Raw genomic sequence first — 24,331 nt, 5'->3', positions numbered from 1 at the left:
GTGGTTTAAGGCGCATACGCGCCGGGTCCGCCGGACTTAGCCTCGCAGGGTTGTGAGCTGAATTCGCTTCTCTTGCATACCTCATCTTGCGAACCAAGGGCCGAATGGCCCAAAATGTAGATACGGTGTTAGATGATACCACCTATATTTTATGTTGCTATGCCTGATTATGTGGAAATTCAGAGAATTTTACATAGCAAGAGAAACTATGACTTTTTGGTTTAATGCATTTAAAAATAAAAGCCTTGATTTCCGATAACGTTCAGTTAATCACGAAACGATCCCTAATTTTTTTATAAACTTCCTCTAATTATTACTATTCTTTTAATATTAATAATAATCGATAAAATGCAATTGATAGCAGCAAGACCCATCCAAATAAATATTGAATACGACATCCACACCTTTATCATATAATAATTATAGTTGGATAGATTAGGCCAACTAAATACCAATGCCAAAAATATAATGCTTAAGATAAGTCTGACACTACTTCCAATTAACTTCCTGACTCTTGTCTTTTCATCTTTAATGTTTAGTTTTATTCCTCTAACTAGTTTTATTGCCTTACGACATAAGTTAACGACTGCTACTATTACTAAGAATGAAAATATCAAGTCAATTAATACATAAACGTCATCATAATTAAATTTCTTCATAGGATTGCCATTCATATTTTCATATATATTATTAGCAATTTGCGATGGTGCAGTTGAATTTATATTAGCCAGTACAAAAATGGCCTGCTGCTTTTCTAGATTAATAATTACCTGTGAGGAATAATTAGGATTAGCACCACTATGGCTAACAACTTTATTTTTAGTATCAATACTCCATCCGAATGAATAGTATTGATTTGCATCCCCATATCCAGCCGTTTTGATGTCGACTTGATGAGACTGTTGTATAGCATTCAATAAATTATCAGGTATATCGCCTATCCCCATTTGGGCATTAATCCAGCGTTCTAAATCTTTTGAATTCGTTACCAAATATCCCGCAGCAATATTCCCATAATATCTAGGGGCATCATATTCTAAGTCCTTGCCAAATAATACACGATATCCTTTGGTAAGTTTATCAGATTCCTTTTCCTGACCTGTTGAAAAATAACTATCAGTCATTCCTAAAGGAACCAGTATTTTTTCAGTTATGTAATCCTGATAACGTTTGCCTGTAACTTTTTCAATAATCATCGCTAAAATATCATAATTAACGGTAGCATAATTATATGCTGTCCCAGGATTCGCATCTAATGCAATGTCTGAAACATTATGTATCGTTTTTTCAAGTATATCCTCCGTTGTACCTTCAGGAATTAACTGAATACTCCTAGGTGGAATTCCACTTGTATGAGCTAACAACTGATTAATAGTAATATTAACTTTCTCACCCTTAATGGTTGGCTCAAACGTAGGAATATAATCTGTAATAGAATCTGAGTAAGATAAGTATCCCTCATTTTCTAATAAAATAACGGCCAAAGCCGTAAATGCCTTTGTAGTCGATCCCAATTCAAACAATGATTCTTCAGTTACCCTCTTCTTATTTTTAACATCTGCATATCCGTAATTGTTATATTCTGTCTTGCCCTGCTTTAACATTACCGCTGCTACTCCTGGAGTGGCCGTTTTGGACATTATGGTTTTCACCATATTATCCGTATTATCATAACTCCCTGTCCTTACTAAACTCCCAAGTTCATCCCAACAAACTATAGTAGTAATTATCACGATAAGTAGGATGACACATACTGTTGATGTGCCTGTTTTACTTAGTATTTTCTTCATTGTAATTCTCCCTTTTGCAAGTCTTCAATATATTATACGCCATCCATAATTACCTGCTTAGTGCCTTTATGACTTAGAAAAGCGAAGTTCTTAAAGCCAATTAATTTTTAAAGATTTTTTGAGTCTATTTAGATTCCTTTCTATTCTTCTGGTGGTTTCATATAACGTTCCGTGTTCACGACGCGACCCAGCCTTAGATAGCTCCTATCCTAGGCTGGGTCGTGTGTTGTCTGAGCTTCTTCCTTGATTATACATCTGACAACCGAGGGGCGATAGCTCAGATGCGTGAACACATTGTTATAGGATGTCAGCGTCTTCTTTGAAATATCTTCATCAGTTTTCTTGAACTATCGTTACCCGTTAGAATTCCTGTAATACGAATAATTTGGAGTTTGAACAAAAACGAGCGCCTCTGTAAGATGGGGTTACGCACGAGGTCATTGCCTCAAAAAGCCCATCAGGAGGTCGCTCTACTATGAAGTTTAAGGCACAGGACAAGCAAAATCAACTCATTGAAAACATTACCGTTCATCACTTGGTCGTCGGCGTAGACATCGCCCAGGAAGTCCATGTGGCCCGCGCCGTCAACTTTCGAGGCATTGCTCTGGGAACTCCGCTCGAATTCGGTAACCATCGTGAAGGGTTCAAGCTGTTCGAACGTTGGATACAGGATCTGCTCAAAACCTACAAACTGAGCAGCGTCATGGTTGGAATGGAACCCACCGGCCACTACTGGTTCAGCCTAGCACGTTGGCTTGTCGCTCAAGGCATTGAAGCTGTCCTGGTTAATCCTCATCTCGTCAAAAAGAACAAGGAAAACCGGGACAATACACCGTCTAAAAGCGATCGTAAGGACGCCCTTGTCATTGCAGATATGATCAAAAACGGGTACTACTCCCCTGTTCGTTTTCATCCAGAAGCATACGAGGAACTGCGCATTCTCATGGCTAACCGAGAGACGGTTACCAAGCGCCTCAACAGTGCGGTTAATCAGATTCATCGCTGGGTAGACATTGTCTTTCCCGAGCTCCGTCAGGTCTTTAAAATCCTTACCTGCACGAGTGCCATCGCAACACTCAGAACCTTTCCTCTACCGAGAGAAATCAGTCGGTTAAACACGGAACAGGTCCTCGACGGTTGGAAGCAATATGTGAAGCGTCATGCTGGGGTTAAACGCGCTGAGCTCCTCATTTCACTTGCAAAATCCAGTGTTGGAACCACCCAGGCACTCCACGCTTACAAGCTTCATCTTGGGCAATTGCTTGAAAAATATGACTTGGCGAAGCGCCAACTTGAACAGATTGAGCACGAGCTCCATCTCATTCTTGAACGTATTCCTTACGCACAAAAGCTGCTTGAAATACGAGGCGTCAATGCAACGAGTCTAGCTGGCGTACTCGGTGATGCCGGTGATCTAAGTGGCTATTCGCATGGAAATGCTCTGCTGCGGCATGCCGGGTTGAATCTAGCTGAGGCCAGTTCAGGGAAATGGCGAGGAAAATGGTACTCCGCAAACGCAGTCGTCCACGTCTGCGTCATTTTCTCTATCTCATGACGATGTGTATGGTGATGACTAACCCAGAAGTTCGGGCTTTACACCACTACAATGTTGAGGGAAAAAAATTAAAAAGGATGAAATCTATTATGAAATTATGTGGTAAAGTTGCGCGTATGCTTGTCGGTCTGGCTAAAAGTAGCGAAGCTTACGACTCGTCTAAAGTTTTCCCTCAGGCCGCATAAAACCAGTTGATCCTCACCGACTCATGCATTCGCAGGATGAAAAGAAGCACGGAGTATCGGGAGACGTTACGCAAAAGGGCTCGGACCCGTTCCGTTAGAAAGACCGACCTCCACCCCTTAGTTAGATGTGACGAAGGAATGAAAGGGCATAGACCCGTTGAGATATGGGAGCTAGAATCGCTAAGGCGAAGTGGAGACGTGCATAAATGGAACAATATGGGTGAAGTGTGACTCACCTTTATTTGTGCATGCCCCTTTTCATTTCAATCCAGCCACAAGCTCCTCCATGTCTTCTTCTCTCATCATAATCTAGGGTGAAATCCTGCGAATTCATGAGTCTGGGTGAGGAAACTGAATCATATCGAGGGAGCGTAACCTCTTGTGCGAACTATAGAACCTTTACCGTGGCAATCTCTCTTCCTGCCCATAATCTAAAGGTGTACCCACTGACAAGATCTCCCCAAGGCGCATCATCGACTAAAAATCGTACATCCGCATATGTTTGCCATGTTCCTTCAATCTGACTTGTAATTCTAACGGGTACGGTCCAAGTATCCCCGGTAAACTGTTCACCCTCAAGATCTCCGTAGTTACAACATAAATCACGGGCCGATTGTTAAAAGGCTTGACGGCTTCTTTAGAATGGCTTAAGGACCATAAGCACGGTTATGGCAATCATCAGCAGCTGTGACGCCGTCTCGATTGGTACGATCTTTTTCATCAATCGACCGAGCTCGGCGGGTACTTCATCACCTTTGCCTTGACTTATAGATGCAATCTGCATGATCTTTTTAATGCGCGGCCCGATCAATCCGTCGATCGTGGCGACCATGAGTAGCGATAAAAGGACCGATATATTTAGCCACATTTGGGACAACCCCATCTGGGTTATGATCATTAGCCAAACCCCAGTAATAATAAGTACGGCTCCGCCAATTTTAGGCAGGATGGCAAGCTTGTTCGTTACATCAAAAGCAAAGCGCAACTGGCCGGTGGTTCTAGCGGACCTTCGAATGACGGGTACCACGAAAGAGGGACCGATTACCGCGATAGAAGCCAATATATGCAAAACGAGGAGCCATCCAAACAAACTGATCATCTCCTTCTTGCTCTTAGCGCACCGGAATATCGCTTTGATAGGCGAGACCGACCCTTTTTCTCTTAAAAGGCCCTCCGAGCTCGATATGGTCCAGCATGCATTTCACGACATCATCATAAGCAACATCCAGCTCTTGAAGCCGGCTGAACAAGTAACCGGCTATATCTGCCTCGGAAAATTCCTTAATCGTCTTCGGAATTGATATGGGTAAGGTTTCCGTTGTCACATTTAGATGAACCGACGCCGGAGGCTCTATCGAATCAATCATAGTTCCCGGACACATAATTGACCAATCGAGCTCAGACTGCAGCAGTCGTTCAAAATTCCGGTTGTGATTTTTATACGCGGATGGGAAGCCGGGCAGATTGTTGCCAATGAGATCAGTATATGGAATATCCAGCAGGCCGGCACCTCCCATTACCCATACCCTCCCAGAAAAACAAGGGTGGACTTCACATTGGCTTATAATGTTATCAACGAGACGAATGAACTCATCTCCTTGACCTGCATGGCCGGCAGAAATAATAGCGGCGTCTTGATGCGAGAGCGCCTCGCCGACGCTTACTGGGTTTATGATATCGTCCACGATCACCTTCACATGTTTTGCGGAACGCTCGCCTTGCTGTTCATAAAACTTCTCAGAGTTTCGCACGAATGCTGTCATTTCATGTCCCATTTTACCCCCTTGCTCCAGCGCTCTTCTCCCTGTATTTCCCGTTGCTCCGAAAACAATAATTTTCATCATTTTTTCCTCCTTTTATAAATGCTCCCAAATTTCATCTTTGGATTGACTCAAGCGTAGCATCGTTTCAAAATCTTGATAAGAACCCACTTTAATGTAGGGTACTTACTTAAAAGTAAGCATAAGCAGAAAAGGATAGGAATGCTGACTGTAAATGAGAAAAAGCTGCCAGGTCAAATCCCGTGGCAGCTTTTGTTATGAGTGCTTGAATTAGTGTACAAATTAATTGAACCATCTTTAAGAAGCAGGTTCTTCATATTTCCGCTTATTATGGTTTTCTCCCCAAGTACACATGACTTCTGCTACAGGAATCAATGTTTTTCCATATTCACTAAGGGAATATTCTACTTTAGGAGGGACGGTCGGGTAGACCGTTCTATCGATTATGCCCTCTCGTTCCAAGTCCCGTAGATGTTGTGAAAGCATTTTTTGAGAAACATCAGGTATAAGCTTTTCCAGATCGTTGAATCGCTTATTGGATTGTATCAAATGCCATAAAATCATTGGTTTCCATTTGCCACCTAGAACATGAATGATTGTCTCCACTGGACATTCAAGCTGATGAATCATTGATAAATCATCCCCTTACCTTTAAGTAAGTTCATTACCTTAAAGTAAAAACTTTACAAAATTTTACAGGGTGTTTGCAATCCGGTCAACCAAATAAAATTATTTTGAAATAAACCCAACAGAAAAATTCCACAAACAAATAAGGTAATTCCACCAAATTTCATGAAATACAACACCTCCAAATCCTTTTATCTCTCGAACCCATATTACCACAATAAGGATATTTATGTCTTAGGATAAAACTGAATCAGTCATTAAGTTAAACTGCCCGTTAGTTAAATATCTGCAAGAATAGAACTTACTATTATTGTTAAAGTTTTTTATGATTTGCGCTGATTTCCTATAACGTTCCCGTATTCACGACGCGAACCGAACTTAGATAGCTCCTATCTTAGGTCGGCTCGTGTGTCGTCTGAGTTATCTTCCATTATTATACATCGAGCAACCTAAGGGGTAATCCCCGCAGCGTGAATATTATGTTAGATGATGTCTCTGCCTTTTTCGAGATACTATCCAATTATTTCTTTTTTGCATCAATAATTAACGATACAAATCCCAAATTTCCGTTCTGGTTTCGATGGTCAAATCTCTTAGACCTATAGATAAATCCATTCTCTGGATTCCAGTCTTTAAAATAAAACTCCCCATCTTCATCACAATATTCTAATAACTCTACTTCAAAGCCTGCTTCCGCAAACATAGTAGTTATAGTCTTATAATTATGTACTATCTTATGACTTGCTGCCGGGTGATCTAGAGGTCCTGGCCCACCAATCTTGACTATGTTCTGATACTCTTCATTTGGAAAATATCCATCAGGAACTGCACAACGAATATAACCTCCCGTATTCAAATACTTGTAACAAATCTTTGCAGCTTGAACTCCTTCTTCGTAAGTCAAATGCTCCCAAACGTGCTCTGATAGTATTGCTTCAATTCTGCGATCTTTGAAACTTTGTTCCCAATCTTCTAATCTTAGTAAATCCAGTTCATCCTCTTGTGTTTGTATCCATCCTTCATAGTTCTGCGATGAAGCACCTATAATGATTTTAATTGGTTCTGTTAATGCTAAATGAGAAATATTTATCATAGATTCTTACCCTCTCTACTTAGAATTACTTAAAATAAATATTGCAGAGATTTCATCTAACGTTCCCGTATTCACGACGTCACACCGACTTAAGGCTCCGCCAGAAGGCCGGCTGCGCTTGCGCAGTTAGTCGGTGCAGATGTGTCCGCTGAATCTACTTCCCTGCCATTGCTTCTCGCGGACCGAGGGACGATAGAACCGATGCGTGAATATAATGTTAGGTGATGTTAATCGACTTCGTTAGGATATAATATAAAATGCTTACTCTTGGATTCCTTTCTAATCTTCTTCAACAACAATTTTTCATTTCTAAAGACTTCAAACTCCTTCGGCACATCATTACTTTGAAGTTTGTTATTATTAACACTACCTAGCGGCATATGAATTGTTGTAAGAAACTGCATTAAAAACCCAAGCGCAAAATCAGTTTGTAATTCAAACATATCGTGATCGAAACCACCTGAATTATTTCGATGATCTTCAATGTCTAAATATAAAAAACGTTTTTGGTTTGGAAACTGACTCTGTGCATTTTGAAGTAATTTCACTAATATGTTAGCTGATTCTGTAAAATCTTCGTGTTTATAAACGCTATGATAAATAGCAATACCTTTATTCTTTAGCATGTTTTTATAATGTTTATTATTGGGAATAGGTTCTAAAATATTAATTTCTCCATTTGACCTTTTCTCCATTAGTTCAAACCAATGGTCTCTCATTTCTCGTATTTGTTTACGCTTTTCTGGATTACCTCCATATAGATCATGGCAGGAAGCACAAAGTGGGGCGGTGTTCTCAATTGTATCTTTGCCACCATGAGCTTGTGGAAGAATGTGGTGTATTTCAACAAATGGTTCTTGACAAATAACACATCTAAAACAAGCTCGCCTTTTTGCTTCTAATTTTACCTTCTCTGAAAATGCCATAGTCAGTCTTCTCCAATCGATTATTTTTACCTAACTATCTTGTATTCTCGACTCCCAACTCCCCTAAGGTCTAAAGGATCAGCCGCGATACGGTTAGTTGGTTGGATGTGTCCGGCTGATTCCGCTTCCTTGTTTTGAGTTCGTTTCATTCATATCGACTACAGTTCCGGTCCGGACCGAAGGCTTATGACCGATGATTGAATCTGTTGTTAGGTAGAGTAGAGTTTGTCCATTTCTTGCGAATCCGCTACAGAATAATTAAAACTAACCCCATTCCAATTTTGGATAACTAGTTCTTGGATGGTACAGAGAAGCACAGCAACTGCTATTTGCTGTGCTTCACAAATATCAGATTGATACTTCTCTAACTCATCACTATCGTATAAGTAATTAGGAGTCGCAAAATCCAAGTCACCATGGACAAACCTAGATCTAATATCATACATTCTATTTAGTATCTTCTTAAATTTATCTTGCTTTCCTAGTAGAGTCTGGCTTTTATCCCGCACCTGCTCCAGTAGTCCACTCTTCCCCGATGTATAAATACTCTCAAGACCAATCATTGCCCAGAATAAAGATTCTGGAGAAGACGTTTCATGTTTAAAAGAAATATTTACAATTGCATTTAATGCCCTTCCAACTTTACCACCACCGAAACCATCCAAAAATCCTTGTTGATTATTTAACCACTTAAGTACCTGATCTATTGTTACACTTTTAAATTGGGGCCAGTTAATTTGTTCTGACATTGTAATAGCCTCAAAAATAAAATCAGGATTAAGATTAGTTGTTCTATAAAGATAATTACAATTATCAAACTTTATGATGCCCTCACATAAACATAGATAGTGCTCCCCACACATATTCAAAGCAATTGCATAATCATAAATTCTTTTTTTGAATATTGAACTAACAATTGATTTGTGAAATTCCAACATATCTTTAGAAGTTAACTCAGGCAAATCACCATTACTCTTAAAATCTTCAATATCTTCAGGGAGTTCTACCTCCGCAGTAATACATAACAATTTTTTGAGACTTAAAGAAATTGGAATCCTTACTATGTCTTTTATCTCATCTGAAATTTCTTCGATACTGAAAATCGGAAAGACTTGTCCGTATTCGTTTAAATCAAAACAATGTAATTTGTTTCTTTCCACTATAAGATTGAGTGTTTTCAATCCAATATCTTTCCTATTAAACTTACCAATATTCATTAATGGCATTGATACTGGTATTACTGCAGTAATTCTTTGAATCATTGTTTTTCGATCCCTTCTGGATTAATTTCGCCTAACGTTCCCGTATTCACGACTCAGCGCATGCTGAGTGTCCGGCGACTGCCGGACCAAGGACGAATGTCCGCAGCGTGAATATTATGTTATGTGATGTCAGCTTCTTCTTCGAACTACTTAGGCAGCTTTTTTGATTTCTTTGCCATGCTTTTAAACTCTTCATACTTCTCTCTAGAAGCTTTAATTTTACTTTCTACTACGTAGGGAGCATCATCTGAAAAACTGGGTAATTTCTCAATTGTATAATGATCTTTTCTCAGCAGTTGTCGGAATTATCGGAGCAACAGGTATAGGTAGCGGCTTATCTTCTACTTCTATTCCTTCAAGCAAATTAGCCATCCCAAAAGAAAGAAAATTATGAAAAGCTCTTTTTCTATCTTCTTCTGTCTGTTCATAATTTCCGTGAGAATCCAAATGGAATCTATCAAATTCTACCATGAGTAATTGATGCGGTTTCCTGTCTTTATTCCTGTAATACAAGATCACTTCAAGTACATCTTCACCTGCCAATTGAGGGACAGATTTATACTTATGATCTTTAGGCCGAGCAATCTTTACAACCTTGCCTTCACTAGATACAAATAAATATCTACTTTGAATCATCTACCCCACTCTTTCTCTTTTTTATTTAAGCTGATTTCACATAACGTTTATGTATTCCCGAACCCGAGAACCTTAAGGCCCGAAGGGCCGGCCGCGGCGCGGTTAGGTTCGCAGGGTTGTCCGCCAACGCTTCCCTGTACCTCTGAATTCGCTTCGCAGTGAAATCCCTTCGCTCTTGGCGGACCAAGGGGCGAACGCCCCGCTGCGGGAATATAGTGTTATGTGATGTCTGCCTCATCTTCGAAAAACTTTCAAAAATTATAAGTACTTCTTAAAGGCTTTACTCGAATCACCGTCATAACCTAACTTTGTATAGAACTCGTGTGCTTGCTTCCTCGAAGCTCCGCTGGTTAAAAAGACCTTAACACAATCCCTTGAAATACACAGATCTTCAATATGCTTCATAATGAGCGATCCATAACCTTGACCTTGTCTGTTTCCAGATACAATTACACGTTCTACAACCCCAAAAGGTTGTGACTCTATCAATGCATCTAAACATAGATGCAGATGTGCAGTTGCAACGATCTCTTGGTCTACTTCGCAAATGAACAAGAAACTATTAGGATTTTGTTTAATTTCTTCTATTCTATCTTCCAACACTTTTATTTTTGGGTTGTTTGGAAGCAACTCTTTATATAGTCGTTCAATAGCTTCGGCGTCATTTGTTTCAGCTTCACGAATTATCATTCACATTCTCCTCTGTGTATTTAGGCTGATTTCAAATAACGTTCCCGTATTCACGACGTCCCACCGACTTAAGGCCCCCCCAGTGTCCGGCCGTGATGCGGGTAGTCGGTGCGGATGTGTCCGCTGAATCTACTCCTCTGCCGATCACATCTCACGGACCGAGGAGCCACCAGGCTCCGATGCGTGAATATTATGTTACATGATGTCAATGCCCTCTCGAATTAGCCCACAAAATGATCTTTGATTAATTTCATTTCGATATTATTCCACGTGCGTCCTGCTTTATCTTGATATACATTCTCCATACGATTCATCTTCTTAAAACCAATATTCTCGTAACATCTTATTGCCGATACATTAAAATCAAATACGTTTAAATTTATTGCCTTTAATCTGAATTGTTCAAATCCAATCTTTACAATTTCCTTTAATGCCTTGCTTCCAATTCCTCTTCCTCGATTTTGCGTTTCACCAATTAAAAATCTTCCAATTGCAGCTTCTTCAAGTTCTTTATTAAACCTGCATAGTTGTATTGTTCCAACAAATTGCTCTGCCTCTTTGATCCTATATATAAAAACATCCGATTCAATCGTATTTATTCCTTTACTGTAATGTGCTTTCAATTGTTCTATGGTTAATGGATAGGAATAAGTTAAACCTGCCCATTGTACGATGAAATCTTCATCTTTTTGATTTATCCATTCTATGATCGTTGTAAAATCTTGTTCTGATAATGCTTCTAAATAAACCTTCATTGAATGATCCTCCAAAATAAACAGCATTGATTTCATGTAACGTTTCGTATATTCACGACGCCCGGTGAATGCCGGGTGTGTCCACAGCAACGCCTTCCTTGAAGCCGCTTCTGGGGCCGAGGGCGAAAGCCCGATGCGTGAATATGGTGTTATCGGATGTTAATGCCTTCCTTGAGATTCCATCAAAATGTATTCAAAATGATTTGTGCTATTCTTTATAATATTGTTTTCCATTCTTTCAATTTCTTTTATTAAGTCAGTCATTATACTCTTTGCCAGTCTATAGTCATCTTCTTTTATATATTTTTTAAGTAAAGCCTCTTCAAGCTCATCTTCATCTTTAATATAAAAATCCCCAGTAGGGGAAACGACTATATCTAGGTATAAATCATCCCAGAATGGTATTCCTTGTTCAGTCACCCCAACACACTTAGAAATATCAAAGTACCATTGAACTACTTCCTTCTTCTCGTTAAACATTGTTGTAACACAGTAATTTGAATCTGATGGAAAGTGTTGCATCCAAAAATAACCATCGTCGACTAAACAAATTTCCTGACCATTAATATTTCTTCTAAGTGATTCCTTTACTTGATAAATACTTATTAAAGTTATATGTCCTTTAAAATCGACTTCATCAACAAACTTGCTTATAAATTTTCGATGTAATACACGATTCCAATCCAATCGATCTGCAAGTTTTCTTTTCATTTCACACCCCCGAGCTATCATTCAAAACATATTCTACTGGCATTAATTTCTGATAACGTTCTTGTATTCACGACGTCCCCCACCTTAAGCCCGAAGGACGGCCGCGATGCGGTTAGGTGGTGCGGATGTGTCCGGCTGATTATACTTCCTCGCTACTGAAATGCCTCTCCATATTCTCTTCTTACTTCGTGCCGGACCGAGGCAGCTTGTCTGCCGAAGCGTGAATATGGTGTTATATGCTGTTGGGGCCTTCCTCGAATTTGCTTGCTAGTTGTGTTATGAGTTCCTCTGTTCTAAATACTTTAACCCCAATACTCTGGATCTCATGAATTCCCTTATCATAAACTCCTGATATTGCATCCTCGACCATGACCACCTTGAAGTCTCTTTCACTTGCTTGATATATACTTGTTCTTGGGCAATTCGGAAAATTACATCCGATAAAAATCAGAGTGTCGATATTCTTATTCCTCAAAAACTCTTCTAAATGGGTTTGATAGAATGCACCCCATCTTGGTTTATACATGACCCATTCATTATCTCCAATAATTTGTATAGAGCCTTCAATCAGTCCTTCATAGTTAAGCTTTTCTGCATTCTTCGGCTTAATTGTTTCGACTAAGTCTGCTCCAACCGATCCTGGTGTTACAATCTGAACACCTGTTTCTATCAGTTCTCTTCGGCAGACATCTACATTCGATCCATCTTCCTTATATATCCGAATCACATGCAAAATTGGGATTTGTCGATTTCTACAAGCATCTAGTATTAGCTTCATTTGCGGTATTACGTTTAATGTTCCGGTTATTTCAGCAACAGCTCCTGGTAGGCTAAAATCATTCTGAGTATCAATTGTAATAACCGCACATTTATTGAAGTTTGGTTGTGTGTACTTACTCATCATCGATCACCTTTCAAAATAGTATTTGCCCCAATTGCATATAACGTTCCCGTATTCACGACGTTCGACGTAGTCGGATGTGTCCGGCGTATGCCGGACCAAGGGCATATGCCCGCCAGCGTGAATATTATGTTATATGCTGCCTGTGTCTTTTCAAATTCTATTAGTGTTAATTACTTATTGTCTTTTTGAATTTAAGCTTTGCTTCTGTCTTTCTATATTGTCTTTTTAGCACATTTTTATTCTCTCTATCTTTAATTCTATGTTTAAGTTCTTTATACTATCCCTAAAGCATCTTTAAACTTCTTACCTTATTAGTTGGACCTTAAAATAAGAGTATTCTTAAGCTTCATTATTATCTAACCTTTTTAGTTGGTCATTTTTTGTTCTTCTATATTTTCTTTTCCTTTCAGTTTGCATATATGTTCCTGTTTTTACGAGATTTGAACGAATCGGTAATGACGGGTGCATTTTACGAAGTACTCTTAATTTAAGAATCTATATTTACGTAATGATTAAGAAAGTCCTCTAGTTGCTTTTCTTCCTTGATACGATCTTCTTCAATTAAACTCCTCCATATACTTGGTGACTCAGAATCCTGAATATCCAAATACTCCATATTATTAATGAGTTCATCTAAGAAAACATATGAATCTACAACTACTTCTTCGCTTCTTTGTGACGAAAACTCATCTAAACTATTATTTTCGTATTCATGTCTTTTTACTAGACTTTCTGCCTTTTTAAGTAAGGATTTATCAATACCAAATGCTGAAACAATTAAATCTTTAGCTCTAAATGAATAATTAATAGCTATAGAAAACAAATGCATGTGAAGAAGTATAAGAACCACTAGAGTGTAGAAATAAGGACCTTCTAACTCATCTTGAATAGCTTTAGAAAGTGTTTTTAATTGTTTATTAAGCTTTAAATATTGTGACAAAAATACTGAAGATAATTCCATACGACTTCTTACAGAATAAATATTTATCATTAAGGTTGCTTTTTCCTGACCATAATTAAATTCCTTTCCATACTTCTTAGCAATCTCAAAACTCATAATCAAATTTTGGTTAGCATATATTAGTTTTTCACTTATATCAGCCAATATACTATTGAATAGATCATTCGTATTCTCTTTTAGCTGTATACTAAGATGATCCAAAGCAAATGTCTCTGGTTCATCAATAAAATTATTAGGAGTAAGATTGGAATTAAAACACTCATTGTCTATATAATCTACGATTTTATAGACTAAAGGAGAATATAAATTTTGCAATTTTTCCTTATTTTGTTTTTCGATATCACGCTTACGTGTTAGTTTATGTCCTAAATATTGCCCGGCAAACGCCGCACCAAACGCGCCAGATATGGTCAATAAAGGGGTAAGATCAGCCATAAAAATACTCCTAATATATTTTTTGTTTTAAAATAATATCAAATTATACTATTCTGTAGTTTCCTACCTTTAAGGTTGCATATAACGTTTCCATGTTCACGACGTCCCACCACCTTAAGTGAACGAAAGTGAGCGGCCGCGATGCGGTTAGGTGGTGCGGATGTGTCGCCTGAGTCCACTTCCTGAAATTCCTCTGGCGACCGAGGGACGAATGTCCCGAAGCGTGAACATATTGTTATATGATGCCGGTGGCTTCATCGGAATACTTTTGTCATTAAAAATATCCTCTAATATTGTCCAATTCTCTCCAACCCATATTAATTCATCAGCGAATCTACTTAGAGTCCTAATGTTTTCTGAATTAACATTTACCCATGCAGCTTCTTTCCACCAAGTTAGTTTTATTGATCTTAACAGCTTCTTTAACGAGAGAGGCATATTTTCCTTATATCCTTCTAAAAATGCTTTCGCAGATTCGAAAACCAGCTTATTATTATTAATCGCCCCTGATAAGAGTGGACGTGAAATATCAAATTCTTGATAAATATAGTTCAGTCTATCGAAATCAAGAATTGCCGATAATTTATCATCATGAAAGAGCAGATTATCTATGAAGAGATCCCAATGAGCCCACCCTTCCTCACATGATGAAAATATATCTAAATTAATTTGATCAATAATCTTTTTTTGAACTTCTAATGCATTTATATATTTATTAGAACCAACTGAGACTGCTTTCTGCCAATTCTTCTCCCAGTTAGACAAAGTTACTTCCTTAGAATCAGGTTGCCAATGTAAAGGTAAAGATTGAGGAGCTTTACGATTAAGAATATAGTGCATCTTACCGACTGCTTGTCCTAAATGCTTCATCTGATCTGCACTAACATTACCAGGGGTCACCATCTTACCCTCACAATATTCAGTCAGTACATACCGTTCGCCAGACATTGTTCTGTTAATGAAACCATTCTTTGTTTTCAATAATTTGGGACAGGGTATTCCATTTTGCGACAACATGTTCTGTACTTCCAAAGCTACAGCAACTGACTTTAATAATTCCTCAGGGTATCTGCCATAATGATATTGCTTTACAAATAGCATTCCTGAAGTTGTACTTATCCTCCACTTTAAATTGGCATAACCAAAAGATATCGGTTCTGCATCAAATATACTTATCCCGAAAGTAGTTTTTATATCCTCAAGTATTTCATATAGAATACTCTCAGGTTCTTTCAAAATCATAATAGGGTTATCTCCTTAATGTGATAATGGTTTTACACCGGTTTCATATAACGTCTTACGCATTCACGAACCCGAGAGGCTTAAGCTGCCCTGGTGATCAAACGAAGTGATCGCCCCGCCGGGTCGAAGACTTAGCCTCGCAGGTGTTGTCCGCTGAATCCGCTTCCTAGAAATGCTTCCTCCGGACCGAGGGGCGAATGCCCAGATGCGTGAATGCGGTGTTATCGGATGTCAGTGCCTTCATCGATTACACTATCGTTCTCTGTTACTTTAATTCTAACAGTGGTAAGCACTATTGATGACCGACAAGACCGTCCCAAGACCAGTGTGGGATTTGGAGTCCTTCTGGAACGTCATTGGCGGAACCTGGATATCTTGCCATCGTGTTGATTGTGGTCCAGGCAAAATAGTCGTGAAGTACCTGTCTTAATTTGTCATTAGTTGCAATGCCTACATCGACCAACGCTTGATCAAAACAGACAATAGCTCGTTTGTCCATATCATTGTGAGGACCGTTACCGCTATGAAGGCGAACAGCGGTGGTTTCATTACCATATTCTTCGGTATAGCGTTGCGGACCTCCCAAAGCCTCTGCCCAGTACGCCGCCAGCCGCTCCGTGTGTTCAGGGTGATAACCATGACTAAACGCATGGCTTACCACCTCATCCTCCAGTACTCGAGCATGCCAAGCCTCCGCCAACTTCAACAAACCCTCGTGACCACCAACTGCTTCATATACGGTTTGCATTTCATCATCTCCTTGGTATTGATCTAAAAAAACAGTGCTAGAATGGGTAATTTTGCACTCTACCGCCTCTTTAGTTGAATCACTTTTTTGGTTTTGCATTGATTTCTGATAACGTTCATATGTTCACGACGTCCCACCGACTTAAGGCCACAACGTGGCCGGGCGCGATGCGCTTAGTCGGTGCGGATGTGTCTGGCTGCTACCTCTTCTCCGAAATCCCTCTGCCAGATCGAGGGCGAATGCCCGATGCATGAACACCGTGTTATGTGATTCCAATGCCATCTAGAATTACTACAAGTTTAAGATCGATAATTTATATCAAATTCACCATATAATGATTTTGTAAAGCCATCAATTCCTGGATAAATAGTTTCACTAGATATATTCATTAACTTTAATTCTCTTCTAATTTCATTATGAAAATCTTTTGGAATATTCACTTTAAGCAATGCACATTCCTGATTCAATAACTCTATTAAATCTTCATCATGATTATCAATTATCTTACTTATTGGTAATTCCTTTCTAAATCTATTTACAGTTAAGGACAGATTGTATTCAAATGCTTGATGTCCTTCAAATGGAATAGCGAATAGACCTTGCTGACTGGAGAGTCGCTCATGTATATTAAAGGGCTCAATTAACATTACAAGTGGGCTTGAAGTTTGTTCAATTAATTTTTCATTACAATATATTCTTGTCCCAAAATACTTCTCATCCTCTAAACCTCTCCATTTTTCTGTTTCAAGACCCTTCGCATTGATTAACTTTTTATTTAGGCAGAAGACAGTGGATTCTTGCAATGCCTGATCGATTGAAAAAAACAATGCCACAAAGTATGAATAGGAAAAGTCTAATAATCTCGTTGGTCCTCCATGATGTTGTATTAAAGATAACCACTCTAAAACATTCTCTACTTCTGGAGGCTTTTCCAAGTAATGAAAAGCTCTACGTTGAAATTTTTCAATAATGTTTCTTTCAATCATTGGAATATCTCTAATATTAGAGTTATTGATTTTAGCTCCTCTTTCTAATGTAGTTTGTAATGACCATTGACTATTTGATTGTCCCCTAAATACCCACTTTTCAATGCTTCTAAATAACTTTCTGCAGTCTTCCCATGAATTAATCGTATACTCACAGAAAATATTGTCACTGTGCTTACTCATAAAAACACCTCTTAAGTTAGTTATTTTTTTGATGTTAGAATCAGATTATATATAATTGTAAATTGCTTTTCCATAGGTTTCACATAACGTTTCTGTATTCACGACTCAGAGTAGCTGAGTGTCCGGCGAATGCCAGACCCAGGGCGTATGCCCGCAGCGTGAATATTATGTTATGTGATTAGCCTGACATCCTCGGAAAATTTATTCATTTTGTTTTCATCTCCTAAGAAAATATTACAACCCTAACTCATTCTTCATTTGTTCAAGTATATTCTGTCTTAATATATCAGCATCAATATATATACTATCTACTAAGTCCTGTATATTGATTGTTGCTTCTTTTTTGTTCAATCTTGCAAGATATGTATCAATATGTTCTTGAGGTCTTTTGTTAATTATGTTGTTTAGATAATCCAGTATTGCTTTATCTGTCTTATCTCCGAATGTAGCTTCTGCAATAAAAAAAGAACCGATTAATTTAGGTTTATTTTTATCATACTCAACTAAGCCTTCATATTCATATGGCAAATACTCTTCCAACTCATCTTCTATTCTTCTTTTTTCTTCTATTGAAGCAAATTGTATTCCTTTTGTTCTTGAATGAAGTTCAAGATTAAATTTTAGTTTTGCACTTAGCAAAGTATGATGCATAGCAAGGTCATCTGTAAGTCTTGAAAATATCCCAAACTTCTTATCCCATTTTTCTTGTTCTTTAGTTTTATCAAACTGCCAGTTCCATAATGAAAAGGATAAAATTGTAGTAATTAGACTTGTTGTCAGGGCTGTTAGTATAGTGTTTCTCAATAGAACCTTCCAATTTTCACTCACTTTTTTTCCAGGGTTGTTATTTTTTCTTGACATATGTTCCTACCACATTTCTTTAAATAATTATTTAGTAGCTGTGAACACTATTTTTAAAGTTTATACAGATTTTCAAATGATTAGGTTTTTCACATAACGTTCCTGTATTCATGAACCTCGCAGAGGTTGACTGCTGAAATTCCTCCCTGAGATTCATCCAGCTGACCAAGGCTCCAAAGGAGACGTAGCTTGAATATTATGTTATATGTTGTCGACGCTTCAAAGAGCTACTCAAATAATTCTTCCATTTCAATATTCTTTAATGATTCAAAAAAACTTCTTGCGTCAAAAAAATTCACCTGAATTGAGGTGCCTTGAAAATTTCCTATTAACTCATGAATAATCCGTTCTTTATTACTCACATCGTATATACCGTAAGCAATTTTTTGAATATCCGATTTTTTGATCGCATCAATTATATGTTTGTCACTCTCTTTATCAAGAGACTGTCCGTATATGGTTAAAGCTTTAGACGTCTTCATTAATGCACTGTAGCAAAAGCTTAAATATTTGTTGTTTAAAATCTTATTCAACTTTTGCTTCCAAGTGCCTTCTGATATGTATAAAGGAAAGTACCCCGACTCGTACGTTTCCGTAATTCTATCTAGTAGAGGTAGATCAGTTCTTCCAATTGGATTTCGTTTAGTAGTTATCTTAATAATTTCCCCTTTATCCATATATAAATGTAGTGATCCATGAAGGTAATAAAGTCTTACTGGGTTTTTATCTGACGAGACTCCTGGCCCAGCACCAAAAATTATCATTTCAGAGTCTTTGTCATACCCAAAGCTGTCTCCTACTGCTCTAACTTTATTAACTTTATTCAATGCCCAATAGGCTAATAAATCATAATTCGTGGTAAAGACCTTCTCTTGAAATAGCCTGAATGTTGTTTTAAGATCATTATCTTGATCCATAGTAAGTTCTTGCGGCTCAGGATGTACTTTTCGTACTGTTTCTATTAATGCACTTTTGATTCTCTCATAGCTCTCAGCAACACCTACAAAATCTATATTAAATATTTTGTTGGTATTAATTGAAGTATCTAAAACACGAAGAGCATACTCAAAATTTGTCCGTATTTAGTTCTCCAAACAAATTAATGTCTTCATCTATGAAGAGTTCTTTTGCTTCTTCAAAAAGATTGCTATACATAAATTTACTACCAAAGTTAATGGAAAAGCCGTTTCCGAATAGTAGGTTAGAGAGATATGTTTTATCGTTCTCTACTAATTCCTCGAATGTTTTTAATTCCTCCATGTTTCTATCACTCCTGTATGATTTGTCGATTGCATATAACGTTCCTGTATTCACGACCCAACGAGTGTTGGGTGTCCGGCGAATGCCGGACCCAGGGCGTATGCCCGCAGCGTGAATATTATGTTATGCGAATGGACTTGAGTTGCTTTCACAATATTAATCTCTATTTAACATTCTCTTTAAAATAGCTCTATTGTCACCATCATCAGGTTCTGATTTATCCCAACCAGTACCAGAATATGATCTTGATTTAATTAAGAAATCTAATTCCAACCATCTATCCTGAACAATAAGTTGAAAAACATAAGCCAACCTATTATGTACAAACTTGTTTAATTTCTTCATATCACTTTCAGATAATTGTCCATCCGCATGCATATCCTCAATAGGGCCATTTCTAAAAGCAAAATGTGCAACTGCTTTGGATATCATGTCAATATTCTCATCTACCAAAAGTCGGTTCTTTATATTCAAATTTATATTTAAGCTTTCTTCATTTTTTCCCATCAACAATTCATCAAACACCATATTCTTGATGGTAATTCCATGTTTCCTTCTGATCCTCCCCACCTTTGAAGCGGACACATTAAAAAGTTCTACTATTTGCCAATCAGTTTTTTCCTCATCACAATAGATAATTCTTAAATCATCTACTGAAAGGTTGTCGAAATTAACTGGTTCCCCACTGTCTTTCATTTCTTTATATAGTTCATATAATCCCATATATGATCCTCCTTCTATTCATTCACATCGCCTTTCGCATAACGTTCCCGTATTCACGACGTCCCACCGACTTAAGGCCCCCCCAGTGTCCGGCCGTGATGCGGGTAGTCGGTGCGGATGTGTCCGCTGAATCTACTCCTCTGCCGATCACATCTCACGGACCGAGGAGCCACCAGGCTCCGATGCGTGAATATTATGTTACATGATGTCAATGCCCTCTCGAATTAGCCCACAAAATGATCTTTGATTAATTTCATTTCGATATTATTCCACGTGCGTCCTGCCTTATCTTGATATACATTCTCCATACGATTCATCTTCTTAAAACCAATATTCTCGTAACATCTTATTGCCGATACATTAAAATCAAATACGTTTAAATTTATTGCCTTTAATCTGAATTGTTCAAATCCAATCTTTACAATTTCCTTTAATGCCTTGCTTCCAATTCCTCTTCCTCGATTTTGCGTTTCACCAATTAAAAATCTTCCAATTGCAGCTTCTTCAAGTTCTTTATTAAACCTGCATAGTTGTATTGTTCCAACAAATTGCTCTGCCTCTTTGATCCTATAAATAAAAACATCCGATTCAATCGTATTTATTCCTTTACTGTAATGTGCTTTCAATTGTTCTATGGTTAATGGATAGGAATAAGTTAAACCTGCCCATTGTACGATGAAATCTTCATCTTTTTGATTTATCCATTCTATGATCGTTGTAAAATCTTGTTCTGATAATGCTTCTAAATAAACCTTCATTGAATGATCCTCCAAAATAAGCAGCATTGATTTCATGTAACGTCTTTTTCACGACCTTCGCAAAAACATCATCTCTTGAGGTGTTCACGAACTTCGTGAACACACCTTCAACAACCAAGTTTACGACTCCTCTTCCAATTGATCTAACGGACTTTTAATCCTTCTTATGTCCTTCACACTCACATGTGTGTACCTTTCGGTGGTCCGTACACTTTGATGACCGAGCAACTCTTGAATGAAGCGAATGTCAATTCCACCTTCCAATAGATGTGTAGCGAATGAATGGCGCAAAGCGTGAATACTAACCTTTTTCTGGATTCCAGAAGCAGCACGTGCTTGTTCGAACACTTTTTGAACCGTTCGTTCAGTTATATGGCGCTCTGGGTGTTGACCTGGGAACATCCACTTCTCAGGCTTTTCTTGTTGTAAATACGGTTGAACTATATCCATAGCTGTATCGGATAATAGCGTAAGACGATCCTTTCGACCTTTGCCTTGATAAACTCGAAGCGTTTTTCGCTCGAAATCAATGTCTTGAGTTTTCAACCGAACCACTTCCCCTACCCGTAATCCTGAGGAATATGTAAGGTATAGGATCGCACGATGTTTTAAATTATGGAGTGCTTTTAAGATCAACATCACTTCGTTCATCGATAACACATTCGGCAACTTCTTTTCTTTCTTAGGGCGAACATAAGAGACTGTTTCCTCATGCAATAATACTTTTTGAGCATAGAATTTGATCGCGCTGAGCGCTTGATTAACATAGGAATGAGAACATTTTCTATGAAGTAAGTGTAAGGAATAACTCTGAATCAATTTGTCGTGACCCATCCTCTGATTTTGCTGCTGTACAAAAGCATGAAATCGATGGACTTGACTACAATATGCTTTTATCGTGTTTTTACTATAACCTCGAAGCTGCAGTGCATCAACGAAAGACCTTTTTATCGACTCATTCCATGAATAGATTGGAATGTGATCCTGCATATGAACTTCATTGTTAAACAAACTGCACTCTTTCATCAACATGCTATCAACATGAATCTTCGTTCCTTCAAAAAGTGTATGCAACTGTTGAATGGATTCGGGTGTAAATGGAATCATCCAGATCTTCATTATAGCAGCAACCTAATTATTGGAAAGCAAAAAGAGCTCACAATCGCCGTTATCGACGTTGTAAGCTCCCGATACTTTCGGTGCTGTCCATCCTTAATGATCTAACCGCATTCAATTCAATAATATTACGTTCAAGGGTTTAAAATTCTTGTAGCCATTAAATAGATTAAACCATAATCAAGGTAGCAATGGCTACTTCATTTCTCACCTTACTTCAAGCACGAAGATGCCGTGCAAGCGAAACTTAGTACTGCACTTCGCTTGTAACATGATAACGAGGAGCGTAGCGAATCGGTCTTGATGCTTCATGCCGTCTTCGAGCAACTCACATCTTAAGATATATGACCATCTGCGTTTGGCGTCGATTCTTACATGAAGAATAGAGTACTCGTGGATCTTACTACATCTCCTACTCAGATTCAGTACATGTGGTGTATTGTATAATAGAGAGATACATATTGTGGAACTGCGAAGGAGTGGAGCTACTGTCATGAAACCGGAGTTAGATCCGAGAGAAATCAGAACCCTGCAGAAAATAAAAACCGCTCTCCTTCACATGATGGCTTCCCGAATCGATCCCATATCCATTACGGATCTATGTGCCGAGGCACAAGTGACACGGCCTACCTTTTACAAGCATTTTAGCAGTGTAGCCGAGTTAATGGAGGTCATGTCCAAGGAGACGATGGAAGATTTGGAACACCGCATCGTGATCGAGAAAAAAATATCCCTTCAAGAGGTGGATTATGTGGAACTGCCCTCCAATATGGTAGCGTTATTCAACCATGTGCTGGAGAATCGGCAGTTTTACGAAGCCTTCATTTTAATCCATCCGGACACGCCATTCACGCGTTATTTCAAAGCCACGCTATACCATTTTGTCAAGGTTGGGCTCGAAGCTTCCATTGAGACAGGCGCTGAGATCAGCGTTCCGTCCGACGTGGTGATCAACTTTATGACGGGTGCATTTCACGAGACCATCTTGTGGTGGATGTTAGAGGGGTATCCCTACACTCCACGGGAAATGACGGCTATGGCATTACGATTGTCCATTAACGGACCCTATCAATTCTAGAAAATTGAAGGAATATTTGTCCATTTCATCGAAATACAATGTACTAACACGAAATCGATAGAAAGAGATGTGTATGAGATGAATGGAATTCTGGGCGTATCCGGACTATCGTTCTTGCTGGTGACACTGTTCACCCCCCTGCTTATCTGGGGATTGCGTACGTTAAAGCTTACGCAGCCAATCCGGACCGAGCTGCCTCCTGATCATCAGGCCAAACGCGGGACGCCGTTAATGGCAGGTCTTATATTGCTGATTGGCGTTGCGATGTCACTGCAATTTCAACCCGCGCCACTTACCGTTTTCTTATGCTCGACCTTTCTTTTGTTCAGTTTGATCGGATTTATGGATGACTTCAAAAAAGCTGCATGGCAGGACCCGTCCGGCATTTCCGGTCGCATGAAGCTTGTATTTCAGTTCCTGTTTACCGGCGCATTACTGTATGTGCTGTTCCATTCCTTTTCACTGACAAGTGATATCCGGCTCTTCAACGGATTCCATCTCCAATTGCCGGTAAGCGTCTATGTCATCATCATGCTGTTATTCATTGTGGGTTCGGCGAATGCCATTAACTTTACCGATGGATTGGACGGACTATTAATCAATGTAGCCATACCTACTTATTTTTTCTTCTTCTTAATCTCCGACAAACCGGAAGTTCAGATGTTCTCGCTGGTCATGATCGGCTGCCTGCTTGGCTTGCTGCTCTACAACATTTATCCGGCCCGGGCTTTTATGGGCGATACGGGATCCCTTGCCATTGGCGGTTCCCTTTCATTCTTAGCGGTGATCGAGAAGGTCGAAATTCTGATTCCGCTGCTGTTCATCATCTATTTGGCCGAGCAGCTTTCGGTCATCCTGCAAGTATGGTATTACAAACGAACCAAGTTGCGTCTGTTCCGAATGGCCCCCATCCATTTCCACTTCAGTCTCAAGTACGGCTGGAGCGAGAACAAAATCGTGATGATTTTCGGTTTTGTCTCCTGGTTTATGGCTCTGCTCTGTTGGGTACTTGCAAAGTATGTGATGTAAAACACCGAAATAGACAAGCAAGGAAAAAAGCCTCCT

General features: G+C 38.8%; 24 protein-coding genes and 1 pseudogene. 3 read left to right on the top strand and 22 right to left on the bottom strand.

Going from position 1 to position 24,331, the window contains the following annotated elements; all coding sequences use genetic code 11:
- Positions 1-293: 293 nt before the first annotated feature.
- Positions 294-1,790 carry a serine hydrolase domain-containing protein gene (locus MHH48_RS13750; RefSeq protein WP_076326649.1) on the bottom strand — a complete coding sequence of 499 codons (1,497 nt, stop codon included), beginning with the start codon at positions 1,788-1,790 and terminating at the stop codon, positions 294-296.
- Between the two features lie 475 nt (positions 1,791-2,265).
- On the opposite strand from MHH48_RS13750, the pseudogene MHH48_RS13745 reads away from it, so the two are divergent.
- A pseudogene (locus MHH48_RS13745) lies at positions 2,266-3,530 on the top strand (IS110 family transposase).
- 637 nt (positions 3,531-4,167) lie between these two features.
- Here the strand turns inward: MHH48_RS13745 and MHH48_RS13740 are convergent.
- The 21 genes from MHH48_RS13740 to xerA all read right to left on the bottom strand — a co-directional run bounded on the left by MHH48_RS13740 (position 4,168) and on the right by xerA (position 22,191).
- Positions 4,168-4,629 carry a DUF2269 family protein gene (locus MHH48_RS13740; protein ID WP_076326650.1) on the bottom strand — a complete coding sequence of 154 codons (462 nt, stop codon included), beginning with the start codon at positions 4,627-4,629 and terminating at the stop codon, positions 4,168-4,170.
- Between the two features lie 13 nt (positions 4,630-4,642).
- Entirely contained in the window at positions 4,643-5,371 is a 729-nt protein-coding gene (locus tag MHH48_RS13735; protein WP_076326651.1) for an NAD(P)H-binding protein, read from the bottom strand.
- Between the two features lie 237 nt (positions 5,372-5,608).
- Entirely contained in the window at positions 5,609-5,941 is a 333-nt protein-coding gene (locus MHH48_RS13730; RefSeq protein ID WP_076326652.1) for a helix-turn-helix domain-containing protein, read from the bottom strand.
- A gap of 517 nt (positions 5,942-6,458) precedes the next feature.
- Entirely contained in the window at positions 6,459-7,031 is a 573-nt protein-coding gene (locus MHH48_RS13725) for a protein distantly related to SAM-dependent methyltransferase (protein ID WP_076326653.1), read from the bottom strand.
- A 227-nt stretch (positions 7,032-7,258) separates the two neighbouring features.
- A complete protein-coding gene (locus MHH48_RS13720; protein ID WP_076326654.1) occupies positions 7,259-7,957 on the bottom strand; it encodes an HNH endonuclease signature motif containing protein in 699 nt (232 codons plus the stop codon).
- A 209-nt stretch (positions 7,958-8,166) separates the two neighbouring features.
- A complete protein-coding gene (locus MHH48_RS13715; RefSeq protein ID WP_076326655.1) occupies positions 8,167-9,219 on the bottom strand; it encodes a HEPN domain-containing protein in 1,053 nt (350 codons plus the stop codon).
- Positions 9,220-9,486: 267 nt separating this feature from the next.
- Positions 9,487-9,855, bottom strand: a complete 369-nt coding sequence (locus MHH48_RS13710; RefSeq protein ID WP_256720885.1) for a hypothetical protein — start codon at positions 9,853-9,855, stop codon at positions 9,487-9,489.
- 258 nt (positions 9,856-10,113) lie between these two features.
- Positions 10,114-10,545 (bottom strand): GNAT family N-acetyltransferase, encoded by a 432-nt coding sequence (locus tag MHH48_RS13705; RefSeq protein ID WP_215164297.1) that lies wholly within the window; start codon positions 10,543-10,545, stop codon positions 10,114-10,116.
- 221 nt (positions 10,546-10,766) lie between these two features.
- The gene (locus MHH48_RS13700) at positions 10,767-11,300 is read right to left on the bottom strand and encodes a GNAT family protein (RefSeq protein WP_076321277.1); all 534 of its coding nucleotides are present in this window, start codon (positions 11,298-11,300) and stop codon (positions 10,767-10,769) included.
- A gap of 159 nt (positions 11,301-11,459) precedes the next feature.
- Complete coding sequence (locus MHH48_RS13695; RefSeq protein WP_076326731.1) at positions 11,460-12,011, bottom strand: DUF402 domain-containing protein; 552 nt, start codon at positions 12,009-12,011, stop codon at positions 11,460-11,462.
- Positions 12,012-12,243: 232 nt separating this feature from the next.
- Positions 12,244-12,915, bottom strand: coding sequence for an isochorismatase family cysteine hydrolase (locus tag MHH48_RS13690; RefSeq protein WP_083659883.1), 672 nt, complete (start codon positions 12,913-12,915; stop codon positions 12,244-12,246).
- A 487-nt stretch (positions 12,916-13,402) separates the two neighbouring features.
- Positions 13,403-14,311: a hypothetical protein gene (locus tag MHH48_RS13685; RefSeq protein ID WP_076326729.1), complete on the bottom strand. Its 909-nt coding sequence runs from the start codon at positions 14,309-14,311 to the stop codon at positions 13,403-13,405.
- 147 nt (positions 14,312-14,458) lie between these two features.
- Entirely contained in the window at positions 14,459-15,553 is a 1,095-nt protein-coding gene (locus MHH48_RS13680; protein WP_076326728.1) for a phosphotransferase, read from the bottom strand.
- A gap of 292 nt (positions 15,554-15,845) precedes the next feature.
- The gene (locus tag MHH48_RS13675) at positions 15,846-16,400 is read right to left on the bottom strand and encodes a group II truncated hemoglobin (RefSeq protein WP_218641298.1); all 555 of its coding nucleotides are present in this window, start codon (positions 16,398-16,400) and stop codon (positions 15,846-15,848) included.
- A gap of 200 nt (positions 16,401-16,600) precedes the next feature.
- Complete coding sequence (locus MHH48_RS13670) at positions 16,601-17,470, bottom strand: FRG domain-containing protein (protein ID WP_076326726.1); 870 nt, start codon at positions 17,468-17,470, stop codon at positions 16,601-16,603.
- A 234-nt stretch (positions 17,471-17,704) separates the two neighbouring features.
- Positions 17,705-18,331: a hypothetical protein gene (locus MHH48_RS13665; RefSeq protein WP_076326725.1), complete on the bottom strand. Its 627-nt coding sequence runs from the start codon at positions 18,329-18,331 to the stop codon at positions 17,705-17,707.
- Between the two features lie 227 nt (positions 18,332-18,558).
- Positions 18,559-19,353: a DUF4917 family protein gene (locus MHH48_RS13660; RefSeq protein WP_256720890.1), complete on the bottom strand. Its 795-nt coding sequence runs from the start codon at positions 19,351-19,353 to the stop codon at positions 18,559-18,561.
- A gap of 43 nt (positions 19,354-19,396) precedes the next feature.
- On the bottom strand, positions 19,397-19,591 hold the full coding sequence (locus MHH48_RS13655) for a hypothetical protein (protein ID WP_076326723.1): 195 nt from the start codon (positions 19,589-19,591) through the stop codon (positions 19,397-19,399).
- 156 nt (positions 19,592-19,747) lie between these two features.
- Positions 19,748-20,314, bottom strand: a complete 567-nt coding sequence (locus MHH48_RS13650; RefSeq protein WP_083659881.1) for a hypothetical protein — start codon at positions 20,312-20,314, stop codon at positions 19,748-19,750.
- A gap of 224 nt (positions 20,315-20,538) precedes the next feature.
- Positions 20,539-21,072 (bottom strand): GNAT family protein, encoded by a 534-nt coding sequence (locus MHH48_RS13645; RefSeq protein WP_076321277.1) that lies wholly within the window; start codon positions 21,070-21,072, stop codon positions 20,539-20,541.
- A 120-nt stretch (positions 21,073-21,192) separates the two neighbouring features.
- Positions 21,193-22,191: a site-specific tyrosine recombinase/integron integrase gene (gene xerA, locus MHH48_RS13640; RefSeq protein ID WP_256720409.1), complete on the bottom strand. Its 999-nt coding sequence runs from the start codon at positions 22,189-22,191 to the stop codon at positions 21,193-21,195.
- Between the two features lie 490 nt (positions 22,192-22,681).
- Between xerA and MHH48_RS13635 the strand changes: the two genes are divergently transcribed.
- Positions 22,682-23,266 (top strand): TetR/AcrR family transcriptional regulator, encoded by a 585-nt coding sequence (locus MHH48_RS13635; protein WP_076321276.1) that lies wholly within the window; start codon positions 22,682-22,684, stop codon positions 23,264-23,266.
- 78 nt (positions 23,267-23,344) lie between these two features.
- Positions 23,345-24,295, top strand: coding sequence for a phospho-N-acetylmuramoyl-pentapeptide-transferase (gene mraY / locus MHH48_RS13630; RefSeq protein ID WP_179090577.1), 951 nt, complete (start codon positions 23,345-23,347; stop codon positions 24,293-24,295).
- Positions 24,296-24,331: the final 36 nt, after the last annotated feature.

This window comes from Paenibacillus sp. FSL F4-0100 (assembly GCF_037993005.1).
In the GTDB taxonomy this organism is placed as follows: domain Bacteria; phylum Bacillota; class Bacilli; order Paenibacillales; family Paenibacillaceae; genus Paenibacillus_AQ.
This window is presented reverse-complemented; position numbering and strand designations above follow the sequence as displayed.